This window comes from Bacillus sp. AFS040349 (assembly GCF_002577655.1).
Taxonomy (GTDB): domain Bacteria; phylum Bacillota; class Bacilli; order Bacillales; family Bacillaceae; genus Metabacillus.
Map to the genome: position 1 here is coordinate 1 of NZ_NUMC01000068.1, position 18,632 is coordinate 18,632.

The 18,632-nt window shown below is 32.1% G+C and carries 17 protein-coding genes; 9 read left to right on the forward strand and 8 right to left on the reverse strand.

Annotation, left to right across the window (positions count from 1 at the left end):
• Positions 1–162: 162 nt before the first annotated feature.
• The 7 genes from COD11_RS15475 (at position 163) to COD11_RS15505 (ending at position 5,880) form a co-directional block, all read left to right on the forward strand.
• Positions 163–1,167 carry a Rad52/Rad22 family DNA repair protein gene (locus tag COD11_RS15475; protein ID WP_176551105.1) on the forward strand — a complete coding sequence of 335 codons (1,005 nt, stop codon included), beginning with the start codon at positions 163–165 and terminating at the stop codon, positions 1,165–1,167.
• An 88-nt stretch (positions 1,168–1,255) separates the two neighbouring features.
• On the forward strand, positions 1,256–2,392 hold the full coding sequence (gene dnaN, locus COD11_RS15480) for a DNA polymerase III subunit beta (protein ID WP_176551106.1): 1,137 nt from the start codon (positions 1,256–1,258) through the stop codon (positions 2,390–2,392).
• 55 nt (positions 2,393–2,447) lie between these two features.
• A complete protein-coding gene (locus COD11_RS15485; protein ID WP_098797810.1) occupies positions 2,448–2,792 on the forward strand; it encodes a hypothetical protein in 345 nt (114 codons plus the stop codon).
• A 20-nt stretch (positions 2,793–2,812) separates the two neighbouring features.
• Positions 2,813–3,373 carry a hypothetical protein gene (locus COD11_RS15490; RefSeq protein WP_098797811.1) on the forward strand — a complete coding sequence of 187 codons (561 nt, stop codon included), beginning with the start codon at positions 2,813–2,815 and terminating at the stop codon, positions 3,371–3,373.
• Positions 3,336–3,998, forward strand: a complete 663-nt coding sequence (locus tag COD11_RS15495; protein WP_098797812.1) for a hypothetical protein — start codon at positions 3,336–3,338, stop codon at positions 3,996–3,998. The genes COD11_RS15490 and COD11_RS15495 overlap by 38 nt, the downstream gene beginning before the upstream one ends.
• Positions 3,999–4,040: 42 nt before the next feature.
• Positions 4,041–5,015 (forward strand): Mov34/MPN/PAD-1 family protein, encoded by a 975-nt coding sequence (locus tag COD11_RS15500; RefSeq protein WP_098797813.1) that lies wholly within the window; start codon positions 4,041–4,043, stop codon positions 5,013–5,015.
• Positions 5,008–5,880, forward strand: coding sequence for a ThiF family adenylyltransferase (locus COD11_RS15505; protein WP_098797814.1), 873 nt, complete (start codon positions 5,008–5,010; stop codon positions 5,878–5,880). Before COD11_RS15500 ends, COD11_RS15505 begins: the two co-directional genes overlap by 8 nt.
• 149 nt (positions 5,881–6,029) lie before the next feature.
• Here COD11_RS15505 and COD11_RS15510 read toward each other — a convergent pair whose 3' ends face one another.
• On the reverse strand, positions 6,030–6,593 hold the full coding sequence (locus COD11_RS15510; protein WP_098797815.1) for a hypothetical protein: 564 nt from the start codon (positions 6,591–6,593) through the stop codon (positions 6,030–6,032).
• 370 nt (positions 6,594–6,963) lie between these two features.
• Here COD11_RS15510 and COD11_RS15515 point away from each other — a divergent pair, with 370 nt between their 5' ends.
• Positions 6,964–7,170: an alpha/beta-type small acid-soluble spore protein gene (locus COD11_RS15515; protein WP_098797816.1), complete on the forward strand. Its 207-nt coding sequence runs from the start codon at positions 6,964–6,966 to the stop codon at positions 7,168–7,170.
• A 503-nt stretch (positions 7,171–7,673) separates the two neighbouring features.
• Here COD11_RS15515 and COD11_RS15525 read toward each other — a convergent pair.
• The 6 genes from COD11_RS15525 to COD11_RS15550 all read right to left on the reverse strand — a co-directional run bounded on the left by COD11_RS15525 (position 7,674) and on the right by COD11_RS15550 (position 15,175).
• Entirely contained in the window at positions 7,674–8,537 is an 864-nt protein-coding gene (locus COD11_RS15525) for a hypothetical protein (protein ID WP_098797818.1), read from the reverse strand.
• Between the two features lie 2 nt (positions 8,538–8,539).
• Positions 8,540–9,214 (reverse strand): hypothetical protein, encoded by a 675-nt coding sequence (locus COD11_RS15530; protein ID WP_098797819.1) that lies wholly within the window; start codon positions 9,212–9,214, stop codon positions 8,540–8,542.
• 25 nt (positions 9,215–9,239) lie between these two features.
• Positions 9,240–9,827, reverse strand: a complete 588-nt coding sequence (locus COD11_RS15535) for a hypothetical protein (RefSeq protein WP_098797820.1) — start codon at positions 9,825–9,827, stop codon at positions 9,240–9,242.
• A gap of 117 nt (positions 9,828–9,944) precedes the next feature.
• The gene (locus COD11_RS15540) at positions 9,945–10,793 is read right to left on the reverse strand and encodes a tyrosine-type recombinase/integrase (protein ID WP_098797821.1); all 849 of its coding nucleotides are present in this window, start codon (positions 10,791–10,793) and stop codon (positions 9,945–9,947) included.
• A 745-nt stretch (positions 10,794–11,538) separates the two neighbouring features.
• Complete coding sequence (locus tag COD11_RS15545) at positions 11,539–13,110, reverse strand: hypothetical protein (protein WP_098797822.1); 1,572 nt, start codon at positions 13,108–13,110, stop codon at positions 11,539–11,541.
• A 1,039-nt stretch (positions 13,111–14,149) separates the two neighbouring features.
• Positions 14,150–15,175 (reverse strand): hypothetical protein, encoded by a 1,026-nt coding sequence (locus COD11_RS15550; protein WP_098797823.1) that lies wholly within the window; start codon positions 15,173–15,175, stop codon positions 14,150–14,152.
• A 1,170-nt stretch (positions 15,176–16,345) separates the two neighbouring features.
• Here COD11_RS15550 and COD11_RS15555 point away from each other — a divergent pair.
• Positions 16,346–16,801: a hypothetical protein gene (locus COD11_RS15555; protein WP_098797824.1), complete on the forward strand. Its 456-nt coding sequence runs from the start codon at positions 16,346–16,348 to the stop codon at positions 16,799–16,801.
• Positions 16,802–17,272: 471 nt separating this feature from the next.
• On the opposite strand, the gene COD11_RS15560 is transcribed toward COD11_RS15555, so the two are convergent.
• Positions 17,273–18,631: an FtsZ/tubulin family protein gene (locus COD11_RS15560; RefSeq protein WP_098797825.1), complete on the reverse strand. Its 1,359-nt coding sequence runs from the start codon at positions 18,629–18,631 to the stop codon at positions 17,273–17,275.
• Between the last annotated feature and the right edge of the window lies 1 nt (position 18,632).

Sequence of the window (18,632 nt, forward strand, 5' to 3'; positions counted from 1 at the left end):
TCACTACAGAAACGACTTTACGGAGCCTTTGTGGTTCATGGTTTTATGTATACACTACTTTTGTGTCTACATTTCTATGAACTTCAAAGGCTTTTTTGCGTTTAATTAGCAAAAAACATTGATGGGTGGATAGAAATTATACGTTAAGAGAGGATGTTTGTAATGGGTGAAAAAAATTGTATGCAGCTGACTCCAGAAGAGATTATGAAACGACTTCAGGAGCCGTTTGCACCAGAAGACATTGAATGGAGAGTACATAGAAGTATGTATGTTGGTGACCAAGTAAAAGCCATTGTTTGCGCCTATGTCAATAATCGTGCAATTCAAAATCGATTAGACGAAGTGATGGGTCCATTTGGCTGGAAGAATGAATTTTCAACTTGGCGCGACAAGGGTGTACTATGTGGAATTAGCTTAAAGTTTGGTGATGAGTGGGTTACAAAATATGATGCCGCTGATGAAACCAACTTTGAAAGTACCAAAGGTGGTATTTCAGCTAGTTCAAAGCGTACTGCATCTGCTTGGGGGATTGGAAGATATCTTTATAATGTTGACGAACAATGGGTTAATATAACTCAATCGAGATCAACTAATGAAGACATATACTTCAATGCAGAGGTAAAGAAGGGTAATTCTAAAGAGTATGTGAAAGGATATTGGTCAGCACCAAGACTTCCTGATTGGGCTCTACCTTCTCAGTATAAGCATAGTGAACAGAAACAACCGAAAGATACTAATAGAGGTAACAATCAACCAAGTGGGCAACAGCAACCATCTAAACAGGATGATATGAAACAAGTGTTAGAACATGTTGGACGTATTGAAACGGTGATCGGATTAAGTAGACAACCAGGATATATTCCTCGGATCTTTAATAAAGCAAATCCTAATCATCAAATTAATCATCCAAATGAACTAGTAAATGCTCCTATCGATGCGTTATATAACTATCACAACGCATTAAAACCTGTAAATGATATCTGTGTTGCAGCACAACATTACGGCTTACCTATCGAACAGGTATTAAACTTTGCTCAAATTGTTAAGCCGGATATAGAGGTTAAAAACATTCTTACTCTTGTCTTTAATGTAACAAAAGACGAGGTACAGAAGATTATACACATGGCAAAAGCAGAATCTCAAAGTAAACAAAGAGAAACTGCATAATAGTCAAGGAGAAGCACAAATGAGGATAAAAAGTCCTTTTTTGTGCTTTTTTATTTTAAAAAACGTGAATATTTGGGAGGAAATGAAGATGAAATTAGAAATGCAGAGAGATACTTTATTAGTTGCCTTACAAGCGGTAAGCAAAGCTATAAATAAAACAGCTTTACCAATTTTACAAGGAATCTATGTAGAAGTAACAAATGAAGAGATTATTATAAAGGCTTCAGATAATACCGATACCTTGGTTCACTTGATACCTGTTGACAATGAAGGTGTAACAGTAAGCAGTACAGGGAAAACTGTTTTCCCTAAAAATATTGTTGATATTGTGAAAAGAGCTGGGAAGACGGTTGAAATTTCTTCAGAGGATAATGGATTGATAACAAAAGTCAAATCTGGAAAAAAGATTGATTTTGATATGAATTGCATGGACCCTCTTGAGTATCCGGAATTACCAATTAAAGATCTTTCACAACCTACCTTTAGTGTTTCTGGTGAACAGTTTAGAGACCTTGCTCGTAAATCAGTTTTTGCGACAAGTGAATCACAAACTAGACCAATCTTAACAGGTGTTTGTTTGACTGTTAAAGGTGATTGTATTGAGCTAGTTGCTACGGATAGTCATAGATTATCAAAGCTTAACCTTTCTGTAACAACTAGCAATAAAGAGGAAATGTCCATAGTCATTCCAAAAGGCACTTGGGATAAGGGATTAAAGTCATTTGATCTTAGTAAAAATGTTGAGTTTTTTGTTCATGAATTAAGTGTTGTTATGAGAAATGGACAAACCGTTTTTAACTCACGTTTATTAGACGGTAACTTTCCCGATACTTCTCGATTAATTCCAACTGACCATAAGCAAAAAATGACGATTGACCGAAAAGAACTGATTTCAGGATTAGAGTTTATTAATGGGGTTGTAGATGACAAGAAAACAGCATCTACAAAGCTTCATATTAACGGTGTAGCAAGCCTATCACCTTCAACGGCTCAAAGTGGTAAAGGTAATTTTGATATCTTTTACGATATGTTTGAGGGTGAAGATGAGTTTGATATTAATTTTTCCGTTAGATATTGCCTTGAAGCACTTCAATCAATAGATACCGACACAGTGGATATTCACTTTGAAGGACCTATGCGACCTTTTGTAATTAATCCGGTTTATGACGATATAAGTCATTCTTCGAAAGAATTACAACTTATCTTACCAGTGAGAGCATCATAATGACCTAAAGGGAGTCTTTTTATAAAGACCCCCTTCTTTATTTGAGGTGAAGACAATGAATTTTGATTTTTCGAAGTTTGAGAGGAATATAAAAAAGCATGGAAAGCCAAGTGAAAAGTTGGAAGATCAAAGCGGTATCGGTAGAGTTGTTTCATATATTTGGTCCTCTGCTGAGATTGACCGAATCGATTTTAACAGCTTTTCAATTCATGATGTTAAATATGCCTATGAAGCGATGGAATGTATTCCTTTAAGTGAGTTTGAAGATAATGAGGAACAATTTTATTGTGACCCTCAGAATCCATTCACTATCCAACATGGCGTAGAAAACAGAATATATGAGCTTTACCATGCTGAAAACAAGATAAATAAATGTGATGATGAAGAACTTTTCATCTAGCTTTTAGGAGGCAGATTTTAATGGAGATGGATGTCTATGAAAAGAGCTCTCACGAATATACAATTTCTAACCTGTATATGTTGAAAATATTCCATGACATGGGTGTGGACGTTACTAAATTAGGTGTTAATTCCTTTCAGGTAGATGTCAATTTTAGTAATGATTCTGGTTATGATATTTTTCGATCAAGTATAGATGCTCTTTTCTTAGAGGTAAAATACTGTGATTATGAATCTTGTGGAATTGATGAAGAATTTGCTGAAATCTGCGGCTCTAATGGGACTCCTGAATTAATGATTCTCATTAAAGACCCTCTCTTTCAACGAGTTATAAAGAGTCAATTTTACGAGGATATAAAAACATTAATTGTCGATGAATCTAAAAGTTTTGAAACAACTGAAGCCGATTTTGATATACCACCTAAGAAAGATGGTCTTTTAATATCAATATGGTTCACAGGTATGTTTCACGAACTAGCTTTGGGTGTTATGAACATCCGAAATAAGATATTAGAATTCATTAAACAATTGGAGGAAGAAAATAATGGAGTTTCTGATCAAAATAACAGACAGGTTGCGTAATTTTAGTGATCCTGTTGATGTTATACAAAAAAACGAAGTTGGAGTTACATTAGGTGAGTATTCTATGTCACTTAGTAATCTTATTAAATCCCTTACTTCATCTATTACAGAAGGTGAAAGAATGGAAACCCCATTCTTACCTAAAAACTGTATTAAATGCGTAACAAAAGTAACAGGTTATGAGATTTATATAGAGATTCCTAAAAGACAGTGGCAAATAAACTATAACGGTAAGACAGAGACAATTGGTTTTCCAAGATTGCTATTTACTTATAGTCTGTCAGGTAATGATATTCAAAACCTCAAAATTGTGGCCGTTAAGGAAAACGGATATATAAAAGGTGATACTGACCTTTTCTATTTCCCATTTCCTAATGTTCATCATTCATCGGCTGATGTATGTATGGGTACGAACACATTTCCAAGAATTGAATGTTTAAATTCACTTGAAACCATGCACTATATCTTTTTTGCAGCTCCATTTGGAGATGATTATGGTGCTGTTAATTCTGAAGGAAAATCAATGAAAAGTTTATTTGAGAGTTTAAAAGATAGTGATTTTGATGATAACTTACTTGTTCCAATGAAAGTAACTTTTAATGAGTTTTTTGCATTGAATAAGTAATAGAAACTAACTAATTTTAATACAATTTGGGAGGAAATTATAATGACTAAAATGGATAAAAACCAAACTGATATGTTTTCACTTTTTGGGATTGAGGATGAATATGAGGAGCAACAAAAACGTGAAGAAGAAGAGAGATTAAAGAAACAAGCGGAGATTGCTAAAAGAGTAGAAGAAAGCAAGAAAAAGGCTGGTACTTCTACATCTTCTAGTAAAACAAAGGAAGATGAGTTCAAGTTGGATGATCAAACAAAAATCTACTTCTATTCTGAATATATTGCACCTACTGATTATTTCTCGACTGAGGAATTAATTAATGGTATTGCGATAAAAAAGGATGGAGAAATAGTATATAAAAAGATTGACCAAAATGAGCTTAAAAAACGAGTTAGGGAAGATTATCCAGTTATAGATACAGGTGCTCAAGTAGTCTACTTGAAGGAAAAGAACTTGGTATCTATTATCCTGCAGGCGAAGAAAAAAGGTGCAAATACAGAAGATTGTAGAAAGGAGTCCGGTGAAAAATCGGGCTCTTTTGCTTCTTCTCGAAAAATCCCCTTTTCTTTGCTTAAGGAATTTATTGCGATTTCTAGGCACTTCTCGAATGAATATGGAACGGAAGTACACGCTGATATTTTCTTGGATATTGATACAAACACCTTTTTTATGGATATTCCTGAACAAAAAGTACACCCTTATTGGGTTGAGGTTACAGAAGACATTACTGTTACTGCTTTAAAAACAATTGATAGAAAATGTGTGAAGTGCTTAGAGATTCATTCGCATCACACAATGCCCCCTTTCCCATCAACTCAAGATGATGAAAGTGAAAGAGCGCCTATCTTTTATGCGATTGTTGGACGAGTGGATAAGTTCTTTCCAGAGATAACAGTAAGAACATTTGATATGAAAACACAAACTCATATTCCGCTAAGTCCATGGAAGATATTCGAAAATCCTTTCGATGTTGTTTCAGATGAATATGATTTAAGTGTTGTGGAGGTTGCTTATGAATAAGATCATTGATTTATTAGAAAAGAGTTATTCAGATAAACGAAGAAAATTATACCCTTATATTGTAGTGGTTGGAACGGGAGGTACTGGTGGATACGTTGTGCAGCATGTGGCACAAATGATGTCTATTTTTAATATGCGAGGTCATTTTTTGATTACAGATCCAGACGTAATCGAGAAAAAAAATCTTTCTAACCAGCTATTTGTCGAAAGTGATATAGGCAAAAAGAAGGCTGATGTTTTAGCTAGAAGGTATCGAACTGCTTATAATATTTCAATTAGTAGTTTTTCAGACGCTTATATAGAAGACGTTGGCATGTTAAAGAGTCTTTTTAATACCGACTATCAAGCAATTGGTTATTCCAATGAAGTCCTTTACCTACCAATCATTATTGGCTGTGTGGACAATGCATATACCCGTAAGGTGATGAATGACTTTTTTCATAAAGTAGGTCGTTGTCTATATATTGATGTTGGCAATGCGAGTACGGAAGTTCCTAAAGACTTTCGTGATAGACCGATGGAAAAATGGACCGATAAGGAAAAAGAATTATATGCAGAGAGCGGTTGGAATGGTCAAGTTGTTTGTGGATTAAAGCTTGATGGTAAAACGATTTTACCTGCACCAGCTGAGGTATTACCAGATCTTATTGATGATGAGGGTGAAGTTGCCCCTTCTCAAATGGCTTGTTCTGATTTAATGGCGAGTTTTCCGCAAAGACTACTCACTAACAGAATGGCTGCTATGGCTGTTACAACGTACTTAAACGAAATATTTGAAAGTGGTACTATCTCAAAACAGATGACCTTTTTTAATGCTAAAGAATGTTTTATGAAAAGCCAGTCTATTACGGAACTCCCTAAATAAAAAGGGAGTTTCTTTTTTTGTATTTACTATTTTACAGTAGGTTATAAGTTACTCTTAATAGATTAGAATAATGTAAACGCTTTATAGTGATAGAAAATGCTTAAGTAGAAATTCCACTTAGGCATGATATTATTTAGTGAAACACACTGTTAAAAGCTATTTGTAATACTTCTTTCTTTTAGGTACTCAATAAAAAACTCTTCCATATCTAAATTATTGTCAGATATATTATAAGTAGTAATCTTAGATGAAAAAGAATCATAAATGATAACTTCTTTTTCTTTGTATCTTTTAGTTATAGTTATTAGTTCACCTACGCTGAGAGCAGGAACCGTCGGTTCAAGATTATACACAAGAGGAATTTGGCGATAAATGTTCATTGCTTCTGTAAATACAGGTATTCCATTCATATCCGCTAACAATTTAAAAACATATTGAAGAGCATCGTATTCGTCATCAAATGCTATTGGCTCTGATAAATATTTATAAACATCTTGTGTATGGACGGTATCGTCTTCACTAGGCCATGGTAATTCAAATTCTTCTGTTACTAATTCAGGAATAGAGAGGTATGTTAGTTCCATTTCTGCCTCATCATCAAAATCTGCATATAACTTCAAAGGTATAGAGGATAATTTATCTTTATAAACAAAATTTGAAAGAGTTTTCCCATCTTGATTCTTTACCCAAATTAAGTAATAAGTTTTTTCCATATAACCCACTCCTAATGTTTATTAAAATATTAGATTAACTAAAATCATATTACATACTTATTATAATAGTGGTCTTCCCAGTTTAACAATAAATGCGTGTACATAAATTATCCTGACTTTTTTAAACAAATTGTTTTTTTCTTTTTGGATAGTTGTAAATGTGCGAACAGCATCTCTACCGTCTTATCCCCTTTTTCAACTGACTTCCTTGGAATTGAAACTTCAATGAACATAATACAATGTAGTCTTAACGTTAATATAAAGCCTTTCCTTAGAGGGATTCTTCTGGAGTGATAAATTCAAATGAATAAATCACTGGAAATTACACATACTACATTTTAAATAAAAATTAAAAAGGAGATGTTTTCAGATGGCTAGAAATAACAACAGTAACCAATTAGTAGTGAATAACGCTCAAGCAGCAATTGATCAAATGAAACTGGAAATTGCTCAAGAATTTGGAGTACACCTAGGACCAGAAACAACAGCACGTGCCAATGGATCAGTTGGTGGAGAAATCACTAAACGTTTAGTATCATTTGCTCAGCAATCCATGAGCGGAGAGAATCGTTTTTAATCAAGAGGTAGAGCATATAGATGACCATATTTATTTGATTTTTTTATCATTCTACATTATATTTAAATTACCTATCATAACCCAATATTTACTGTTAACGGAAGCACCGTTGAAAGAAGCTTAATGAGCCTTTTTCAGCGGTGCTTTTTCGTTTTAAAAGTGTGAATGAGAGGAATATATGATTTTACAAATAAAAAATAACCACCGATAAATATTGCTTATAATAGCATTTTCGGTGGTTTAGAAGTTTTATTAACGTTTTTAATAAATTAAAGGAATTAATCCCAACAGTATAAAAACAAGGGCTAATCTTCCGTACTTTTTTAAAATTATAGCGTCTTCTGAAGGAACTGTTCCGACTCGTACTGAACGAAAACACCCTAAGATAAGTATAACCATACCAACAACAAACATTAAGCTACTGCCTATTAATAAAATATTCGACATTATATATTATCACCTCTATATAGAGATTTAGAACCTTTTCTCAGATTTCAAATCAATTAATCTTGTACAAAAATATAAAAGTCACTAACAACTGCAAAGTTTACTGTCACATCTTCTCTAGCAATCTCATTTCTTTCCATAAGACTAGTTAACGTTTGTTCAAGAATTAAATTACGTTCATGCTCCGGTACTTGACTGCTTAAATATACGTTAAGAGCATATCGTGATTCATTTTCTTGGATAATTCTAACAATAGTGACTTCTCCCGCTTTGTTATCTAATTTATCAAGAGCAGACCACCATGAGAGCGTCCATATTTCCGTTTCTGACGTTTTAACATCACAAGTTAGAAAGTGTTGAGGTGTAATAAATGTAGCTCTATCTACGCCTCCTAGTAGCCCTTCTAGACTTGATTTATGTTCAGAAAGACCTCTAGTGTCTCTTTCATCTAAAATGGCTTGTTTTGCCCCTAGACAAACAATATCAAATGCTAATTGATTTAATGCAGCTAAAATGTCTTCATATTGTGTAATGGCCCACATCGTAAATTGTTGCATAGGTTCTGTTAAGATTACCTCATCAAAATTACTCCCAGTTATATTCTTAATTAATTGCGGGATCTCTTCTGTAATAATCCCTTCTGGTTGTGCTAGCCACTCATTTTGAATCTGTGTTTCTTCATGCGATAACATTTCTCTTATCATAAAATATCCATTAAAATATTGACCTTTTGCACTTGTGAATAATCTGTCCTCGAAAGTAGATTTATTTTTCTCTTCAATGATATGACTGAATTTCTTTCTATAAAAGTCGAACATTACAGCAAATGATGCATTGAATTCAGAGTTATTTTGGAAATGTGCTTTTAATTTTTGTTCAGTATAAGAATATGCATCTTTTTTAGTGATCGTAGTTTCCATTATTAATTACCTTCCTTTTGTTCTGATATAGTTTCTTCTTCAAATGGTGGTGCTGTATCTTCAGTATCAAATTTCCAAGTACTATCTTCTTTTACGATTGTGACAATAAAATATTCATCACCCTTATTAGTACTATTCTTTCTGTAGAAGTAACCTTCGGACTTAGTTTCGTTCAATGTCACCTCTGATAAAATATAGGAATTCCTAACTATTTCTTGCTCTTTAAAAGTGTCTTGAAGGCTCTGTATAAGCTCTAAACCCATCTCTTTATTAGTTACATAAGTTTCTTTTAAATCTGATGAACCATAATTTTCTATGAAGTTTAAATAATCTTTAGCTTCAATTGCTGAGTTTTGAAAGTCAAAGAGAGTTTTTCCCACGAATTGTGAAAATTCCGCTTCATTTTGGTAACTATCTTTTTGAGATAATGAACTGTCTGGTTCTATCGCTTTTTTGGTATCAATATGACCTTCTCTAATAACTTCATCTAAGGGTTTTTCCATCTCTTTCAATAGTCTTTCTTGTTCTTCTTTCATTTCTTCAGTTTCTTTCTGTTTGGCTACTTTCTTATTTTCTTCTTGCTGCTGTAACTCGGTTGCACTGTTCATAAAACTGTCGTTACAACCAACTAATACAGAACTAAATAAAAATCCCAATAACAGAGGCTTGTACTTCATTAAGAATTTCTCCTTTTACAATCGACTAGGCATTATTGATTAATCTGTTCTTCTCCATAGAATTTAGGTATGTTGTTAATTCTGTGCTATTAATTGTATCTAAGTGATCAATAGATTTTATAATTAATTCAAGTACATCCGGTATTTTTATTTGATTCTTCCCAGGAATAACAGGAACTTTTAAAACTTGTTCTATGCAGTATGTTACGGTCCTTAAATATTTTTTATTAACAGTTGTTTGAATTGAAATACTTTCTAACTTTCTACTACCAAATAAATTAATACATAATATAATGGCTTCATAACGCAAGATATTAGAATCTAACTTCTGTATAAATGTTTTTGTGCCACTATTAAACCAATTATCTATCAGCTCTTTTAATCTATTATTCGAATGTATTTTAAATTGCTCTTTATGTATTTGAACATGAACAAAATCTAAAATATTATGCTGTTTAAGATAGCTTGATAGAAAGAATGCTTTTTCTTTACTAAATGGAACAATAAGTTCATTTGATTTTAGTAAGTCTATTTCTCCTTGACTTAGCAAGGAAGCAATTATCAAATTTTCTAGGGCTATTGGAATCTCATAAGTTTCTTCTAAATTTTTCACATAAAAGTCCTCCTAAAAAAATAAAGCCCAAATAGACACAGCAATTGCCATGACTATTTGGGCTTTATTCCCTTAATTATTTATTTATATATAATTCTACATTTTTACGTGATTATTTCAAGATATTTTCTGTTTATGCCGATTCATGCTGATTTTAACTAAGTGTGATGCACTCACATTTTCAATTCTCAAAGTCTCAGCTATTTTTTGAATTGGGTACTTTTTATTTATATACAGGTAGTAAGCATAAGAATGTCGTATTCCATTGAGAGTAATCTTACTAGGCAATTTAAATTCGTCTGTAATTGCATTTAAGTGGGTATATATAGACATATGTTCAATGGGTACTATGCTTTCATCGTGTTTTTTTGTAGTGAAAACATAATCTGAACCATTAAAATTGGATTCAAAGTAATAGCTTAAGAAGTATTCCCCTTCTTCACCAGCTAGTTTCAAAGAATATTTTTTAAACTTTATTAACACTTCTTCCCCTAAATCTTCAATATTATCTTTTAGAATTTGAAATTCAGTATGTCTAAGACCTTTCATGGCTAAGATAAAAATAACTTTTCTTAATAGAGAATATTTAGGGTTGCTTAATACTTGAGGTAATATTTGCAATAACATTTCATATGAAATATCAAATTCTTTCTCTTCTTCAACAACCTTATGTCTTTTTATTTTCATTGCTGGATCAACAGGTATTTTGTCATTTTCCCATAAATAATCAAAAAAACCTTTTAAGATGGATAAATGTTTATTGACTGTATTTATGCTACTTCCATCGTCCTTTAATCTTTCTAAATAGTCTTTTATATCCTTCGGAGAGATTTGAAAGATTTCTTTTTGCTTCCCGTATAAATCATCTATAAATTGAAAAAATAAATTAATAATTTTTTTGTAGTCGTTAACTGTTTCCTGACTATAATGATTATCTTCTAAATAAGTTGTATAACCATAAGGCATATTTATATCACTCCTTTAATAATATAGGTAAATACAACTAATAAAAAATAAAACCTTTTAAATAATAAAATCTATTATAAGTTGCTCAATTCTAGTAATCACTTATATTTCCCCTGTTTTTTTTCATATAAAAACATAAATATAATTTATTAAAATAGAAAAAACATAGAAGAGTATTTGTAATCGTAAAAAAACGAAGGATATTATTTTTCAGATAATTCATAACTCCTTTCTAATAAATATATCACTTATTTATTACGATTATCCACGTTAATAACATGTGGAATGATGTTTTTTTACGTTTTAGAGGAAATATATAAACAGAATTCACACAATTCTTTTTAATAACATTTTTTATTATGTTTTTTTATGAATATTTAAGATAGGAGAATAATTTTCCTTCTATCTTTTTTTAAAAGATAATAGTGTTGTGTTTAAGCTTCTTTAGATCTGTGCATAATGATAATACTATTATTTGGACACAAGAAGATAATGCGCGCATATCGTTCTATTGAGTTTCCTCTGACGAGAGGATATTGAAGTTGTGAAAGAAAAATAGTCACGAATAATCGGGCTACATACATAGCCGGTGCACCTTATTCAATAGGTAGTCTGAAAAAAAACTATATAGGGACTAATTTTATACTGCAAGGCTTAGATTATCCCTACATTTAAGAGTCCAGTATAAAATTAGGATAGTAATGCCTGGTCAAAAAATGAATTTGACTAGGCTGTTCGTGTTGTCTTAATTAGAATTGATGAAATGTGTATATTCATCGATCATAAATTGCTCTAAATTGAATGCGTAAGGTAATTTAGGAGCAGACTTCACAGGTTCAAGAGTATTAAGTTTATTAAGCATAAATTCAGCAATACCTTTTATATCTGTATTTTTCAACATCATATCAGCTGCTAAATTTTCAATCTCACCATATTCAGATGGATGTACTTTTTTCCGAATAGCAACCCCTCTAACGATGTCAATATGCATGATAGAGTCTAGCTTAATGTTGTAGTAATTAGCGTAATCACTCTCACTATATTCTGTTTTGCTATGATATTTTTTTAGAATAGGTAAAGCTACCCTACACATTTTTCTGAACACTCGTAAGGAATAGTAGCTCATACGTGAAACAAACTCATATATTCTATTTTCTTTATCTAAAGGCTTTTTGCACTTGAATGTGATGTAATCATAAACCCCTTCTTCTCTAGCAATTTTCGTGTAATTAATAATAGACTTATGACGAATGGCCTTTATTACAAATTGCTGTATTTCTGCAGGGAACTTATTATAAAAATTTACATGTTCCTTAATTGCTTGAATAGCATGTTTTATCGTAGATTTTGAACGGTCTTTTAAGATATAGAGAAGATCTTTAAATAATTTCCCCTTGTATAACACTCTTAACTCATCAATTTTGTGTTCTTCTAACTCTTTTTGAATAGTACTTGCCTCACGTTTATATGATTCTTGTGGAGTTAGAGGATAGCGATACATTCCCCCTTTTTCCACAGATTTGTGGTAATAAGGGTTTAATCTTACCTGAATCTTAAAAAAACGTTTCCCTCTTTTAATTACTAACTGCTCTCCCGGTAATGAGTGAAATAACGGTTGATCATTACAAAGAGGAATTGTAATTAAATCATCCAAAACCCGTCTTATATCTGAGTTTTGTTGTTTATGTAGTAATGTCTTTAAGTCCATAAAAATAATATCAGATTTATTTTCTAACTGATCCTTAGAATCCATAACTCTTGTAAAGAGAAACTCACTTTTATTCCCTTGCTGCCAGATTAATGCGAAGTACATTTTAATGTGAGTCACTGGGAGATTTGTAAAAGCTTCTGTAAATATAACTGGATGTGCTACAACATATCTTTCTGCTTTTCCTGTGTTCTCATTAACAAAGAAATTCAATTTATAGTGATATCTTTTGGTATAAGGATCCTTTGATACTTGTATTAAATTGTTTAGTTCTAATTTCTTTAGGGAGTGTTTAAATTCTTGGTACGTTATAGGAGCTTGAAATAATTTACACAGCCTCTCATTGTACAAGTTATGCGGGTTAGTTTCTCTTATCTCTCCCATAGTATTACAAGACACATGAAGGACGATTGAAGTGATAAAATCACTTGTCATTAAGTGGTGGAGTTTTCGAGTGCGTATTGTTCCTTCCTCTACAATTGAGAAAGTTTCACCAAGACTGTAATGCAGTTCAATATTAAATAACTGGCGTAAAAATTCTGATGAAAAAGCAACTTGTGTTATAAGTTTTTCTTGTAAATTTACGGTTGGTTGTTTTAAACTTTCCATCTTGGTTACCGTCCTTTCCTCCATAGATTTTCTTTAGGTATGGATATACCTAAAAATATATTCTGATGAAGTGCCAGTTGGTAAGGAGTAATTATCTTTTGTTCTTTACGGATAATCAACACCTTTTTTCATCCAAATAAAAAAACGAATGGCTGGCCCCTCTTCCCAGTGATCGCTAAAAAGCGTTAGAGAAGAAAAACCTAACCATTCGTTTACCAAAACTGTCCGCATTTTTATTGTGGAATTCCACAATATTTTTGTTGAACTAGAAGAATATAAATGATAAACTATCTTTAGATTATTTTTGTAATGGTTACGATTGTTCGTAGCAATCGTAGGTTACTTTTCTTCTCGGCTTGATTGGCAGATCAGCTGAGATTTTTTTTGTCTTTTTTTAGTGTTTTTTATATTATTTTCTATTTTTATATCTATTTTTCTGTGTCTTTTTCTAAAAAAGGGTACAAAAAAATCACCTTTCCACTATGCCTTTTTTAAATTAATAAAAAACGGCAAAAATGGATAGTTCTGTACGTCCTAACTCAAATAATAGCACAAGCTTTTATGGATGTGAATAAAAATTTTAAAGCTATGTCTATTAGAATACTACATTAGAAATTTCCACTTGCAATTAGCAAGAGTGATTGGTAATATTTAAATACAATCTAATATAATAATTACAGATCAGCTTTCAAAATAGAGCTGTACTGTCCTAGTAAAAACCTCACCTCTGGTGAGGTTTTTTACTTTTATATCGTTTATATCAGTTATTTATACCAGGTAATTTAGGTTTATTAAACAAATAAAAAACGCCTTTGAAGAGATCAAAGACGTTTATTGCTATTAGTTTAATTTCATAAATTGATAAATGTAATAACAGCTGCACTAGCTAATGTTACTAGGGCAATCGTAACTACTGCTTTATCTAATTTTTGTTTTGTAGATTCCTTTAATAACATTAACATTTCGCATCACCTCATACATTTAAGTAAAACTATTATAACACGAATTCAGAATATTGCAAATACTTTATTGTGCCCTCTTATTCTTCTATTTTTCCATTCAGTAATAGTTTATCAACTAATTCATCGTCAAATTCATCTGAAGTTAAATAGTTTAACTGTTGAGCTGAAACTTTTATCTGCTCTTTTTGATCATTAATGCCTATACGGACTTTATCTAAATCCCTTTGTTTGTCTAACTTTAATTCTTCTAAAACACTTATTTCCTTCTCGATTGAGCTATCAGATAGACTTGAAGCTACTTGTTCAGCAGCAATCATCGCTTCTTTCATAACCTGTTCGATATTCACTTCATCTTTATCAGAGCCACCAAATAAAGATGCAAGGAATCCTTTCTTTTTACCACTTCCAGCTTTAGTCTGTCTTAACGAATGATCTAACACCTTATAGTATTTACTCTCAATAACCTTGTTTTGTTGCTTCATTTTCAACATTTCTATTTTTTGATCAATCGCTTCGATCTCATGAAGAAATGTCTTTTCGTCATTTTCCAAGATACTTAACTGATTCTGATTGCTTTGGTTTTGAAATTGACTATTTTGAGTAAGAATGATCTTTTTTAATGCTTTTAATTCATCCTTCAATTCACTTTTAATTTCATTCCGTAGATCGTCTATTTTAAAGCCAGGAAGGTTGGGATTCCCCCCTTTGTTATATCTTCCTTTATCACTATCACTCTTAACTTCAGTTATGGAGTCAGTTATCCCTAGGTAATCTGTTAAATCTCCAGTAGCTTTATCCCCTTTTTCAAGAAGCAACAAGATCATGTGTAGTTTAAATACACTAATGTAATTCAATCTATAGAACTTACCTTGTTTATCTGGTCGTATATATCCTAATAGATCTGTACGAAAGTAATTTCTTATTGTGCTATCACTTCTACCAATAATGGCAGCTGCTTCAATGGTTGAATACTGCTTTTCAGGGTGCATACCAAGTATTTCTTTTGTATATAAGTATTTATCTAGTTTACTTTTAGATATTTCTAATCTAAGTGGGTCTTCTTTAAAGATATTCTCCAAGTATTCTCTTATATCTACTTCCACTATAAACACCTCCTGTTATTGCGGAATTCCGTAGTAATAACATAATATTACTTCCGAAATGTTGTTTTTTCAAGGTTTTTAACCAACGCTACAGAACCAAGGACGAAGCGCAGCGGTAAAAATGCGGATTTTAACGTAGCGTAACATTAAGATTTTAATCGCTATTTACCGATAATGAAACATCGATTTTAAAGTAGCGATATCGTTACGTTACGTCCTCGGTTACCTAGCGCAATGGTGTATAAGGGATTTCTAAAGATTGAATTTCTTTTAATGTAGCGAAGCGCAATAATGATAAAACTGGGCGTAGCCTATATCGAACAAAAAGGACAAGTTGAGTTGTAGATTAAAATTAAATAAAGATATCGTTCCATTTAACGCTATGTAGCGATATAGATTTTGCGCTGTGGTTCGTCCGCGATCTCGTAGCGCATTGATATAAAGGGGTTTTAGAGATTTGTGAATTCAACTTAGCGTAACGTAGCGGTAAAGAGCTCCTTATGTCTTTTTTTACGTTGAATCCAAAAGTTATCCCGCTGGAGAGTATTGGATTATTAAGTAATCCGATATCATGCCTATGAGATGCTCAGTATTAGAACTTTACTTAAATGTATTGAAAACTTCCATCTTACTTCTTCCATGTAATAAATTGTTTCATATAGCCCGTATAGTTCAAGTCTTGAATATCCTTATCTATAATTAATGGTATATCAGGTTCAGACTAAGATTATGAAGGGTTATCATATTGTTCACCAACTCATGAAGTAACAATACAGGTACGAAGACTAAGTATAATCTTACGCTATCTAGCGATCAATTACGTGCGCTACTTCACGTCCGCGATGCCATAGCGCATTGGTAGATAAGCATTTTCATTAAATTTGATTTTTATTTAGCGTACCGTAGCGTGGATTTATAGTTTTACTACACTTTAAACTGAAGTCTATTAAATCTATTAGAATAAATTGGACGATATTTAATGTCTGTTTTATATCAATATTAAGTAAATGGCTATAAGCTTATAAAAATTAATAGATAATAGAATATACAGTTTTCTTAAATAAAAACTAGAAAAAATCATTAAGATGCCCTTTCAGGTGAATATTCTTAGTGCAGTTTGGATATAAATGGAGATATAAGATTTAGTATATTCTGAAAGAGGTAATTTCAATGAGAAAACATACCCATCCATCTATACGAGATTTATTTATTATTCATCCGGAGGAAGAGAATTCTGGTTTATTTTCAAGTGAGTATACCTGTTATTTTAGCGAGAAGATGCTTGCTGATGGGATATTTATTGAAATTTTCGATATAGCTAATGAAGAAATGATAGGAACAAGAGAGTACATAGAAAGCTATATTAATGTTAAGTATTTATCAGAAGAAGATGCAGAAACTTTCACTTTATATCAAGATATTCCGTTAAGTCCTATTCAACTATATTCTTTATTAAAAGATATTAAAGAATTATATGAACAGAATTTCAAAAATGACTTTTTAAAGATCATGAAGGACTTCTCCATTACGGTTCTTTCTTCCTCTAATCAGAGTAACCCAGGGCATAAATTAGAATTAAGGATCGCACTAATTGAAGAAATAAACTCGATAAAATCTGCTATGTAAATAAGAATGTGACAACAGCTATTTGTATATTATTAAAACTGAATCCCAAACGCTAATTAGCGGTTTGTAGCGCTATCGTTACCTATTGTCCAAACAACTGTAACGTATAGAACGGCTTTTAAGCATCAGCGCTTCATATCGCTATTAAACTTTATATTTTTATTGATTGTTAATTAACGTAGAGTAACGCTGTTGAACGCTAGTTAAAAATCCCATTTGAAAATGTTATTTAATTATTGCGAAAGTGAATAAAGACCAACGATTAACTGTGTAGCGGGATATCTATTATTTTAAAGAGCAAAGTTATGTTTATGGTCCTTACAACTTTAGAGTGTTGGTATTTTTTTTATAGAAGAAGTGCTTATATCATTTATATGATGTTGTTAATTAACGCAATGTAGGTGAATTTATGAAAAGCAAAAAAACGCACAGCCCACTTGTTGGTGAGTTGCACGTTTTAGTAGACCCATATTAAAAGTCAATATCATCAAGGTCAGATGGAGCTATTTTATTCTCTTTTGTTTCAACGTTATTAAAGTCTTCATCTAATTCACTTAAATCAACTTTTCTACGAGAAGATTTTTCTGAACTACTTGAAAAGAAGTCATTGAATTCATCTAAACCTAGACTTGCAGAAGCCTGTTTCTTTGCTTCTTCTTGTTCTTTTTCGATTTGCACCCAGTTATTTAATTCCTCTCTAAGATTAGCTAATCTTATTGGAGGCGAAGGAAGTACTGCTAATCCGTATAGTGTTAATTCTTCTACACTACTATTTTTAGAAATAGATAGATTTACTTTTGTGCTTAAAAAGTCTGAAGCATATTTATAAACATCATCAGCTATTCTTGGAGAAATATTTTTCACATCTGGATATAAAATAGCAATTGCACCAGCTACTGAATTTTTGATCTCATATTGTGCCATTACTTCATTGTTAGCATATAAATTTTTGATAATTGCTTCTAGGTTATCGTCATCATTTAACAGATTGTTTTTAGATATAGAAAGCCATCCTGGGGTAGAAATAGTTGTCAGAAACTCAGTTTTATCAAATACAGAACGACCTTCAAGTAAAGGTAAACTAGATACTTCCGCAAGAGTGCTTGCAACTACCATATTCCCATATGACTTTGCATCAATTTCAGTACCATTATATGTCTTTAATGGTTCTTTTGCGTAATAGTCATTCATTTTTTCATTATCAATCACTAATACTGTTCCGATTTTATTCTCGTTAATGAATTGTTGTAATAGACTTATACCAGCTAAAGCATTCTTTCTAAAAGAAGATCCTTTTTCATCCGAAGAAGGAATACTGCATATTACGCCCAATGGAATTTTCCCACCCGGTAATGCTCTGTTTGTACGAACTTTAGAAAGATATGTTAAAGCCACTTTTAAGGCGCCATTACCAGTACCGCCACCTAAAGATACAGTTACCCAAACAAATTCAGCACTTTGAATTGCATCATCTGTTGCTACTTCTGCATACTTACTTTTATTTTCAACAGCAATGTCATAACCTAATTGTGCATTTTTATCTGTTCCCTCTAGTTCTGGGTAATCTTTGCTTGAAGTAACGATACGTCTATTTTCCGGTATAAGGTTTTTATGTTCTTCCATATCCGATTTAGATGAATTTAAAAGGAATGTTGGGAAACCAAAGCGTGAAAGTTCTGCTGCGATCCTACCGCCACCTTGACCAAGACCAACAATTGCTTGAGAAGGAAAACGACTTATCTCTGATTTAACCTCGTTTGAAAATAGATGTGGTGATAAAAGAGCTTTGAGTGCTCCTAAGTGTGAATTGTTATTGAAAGATTGTATCATG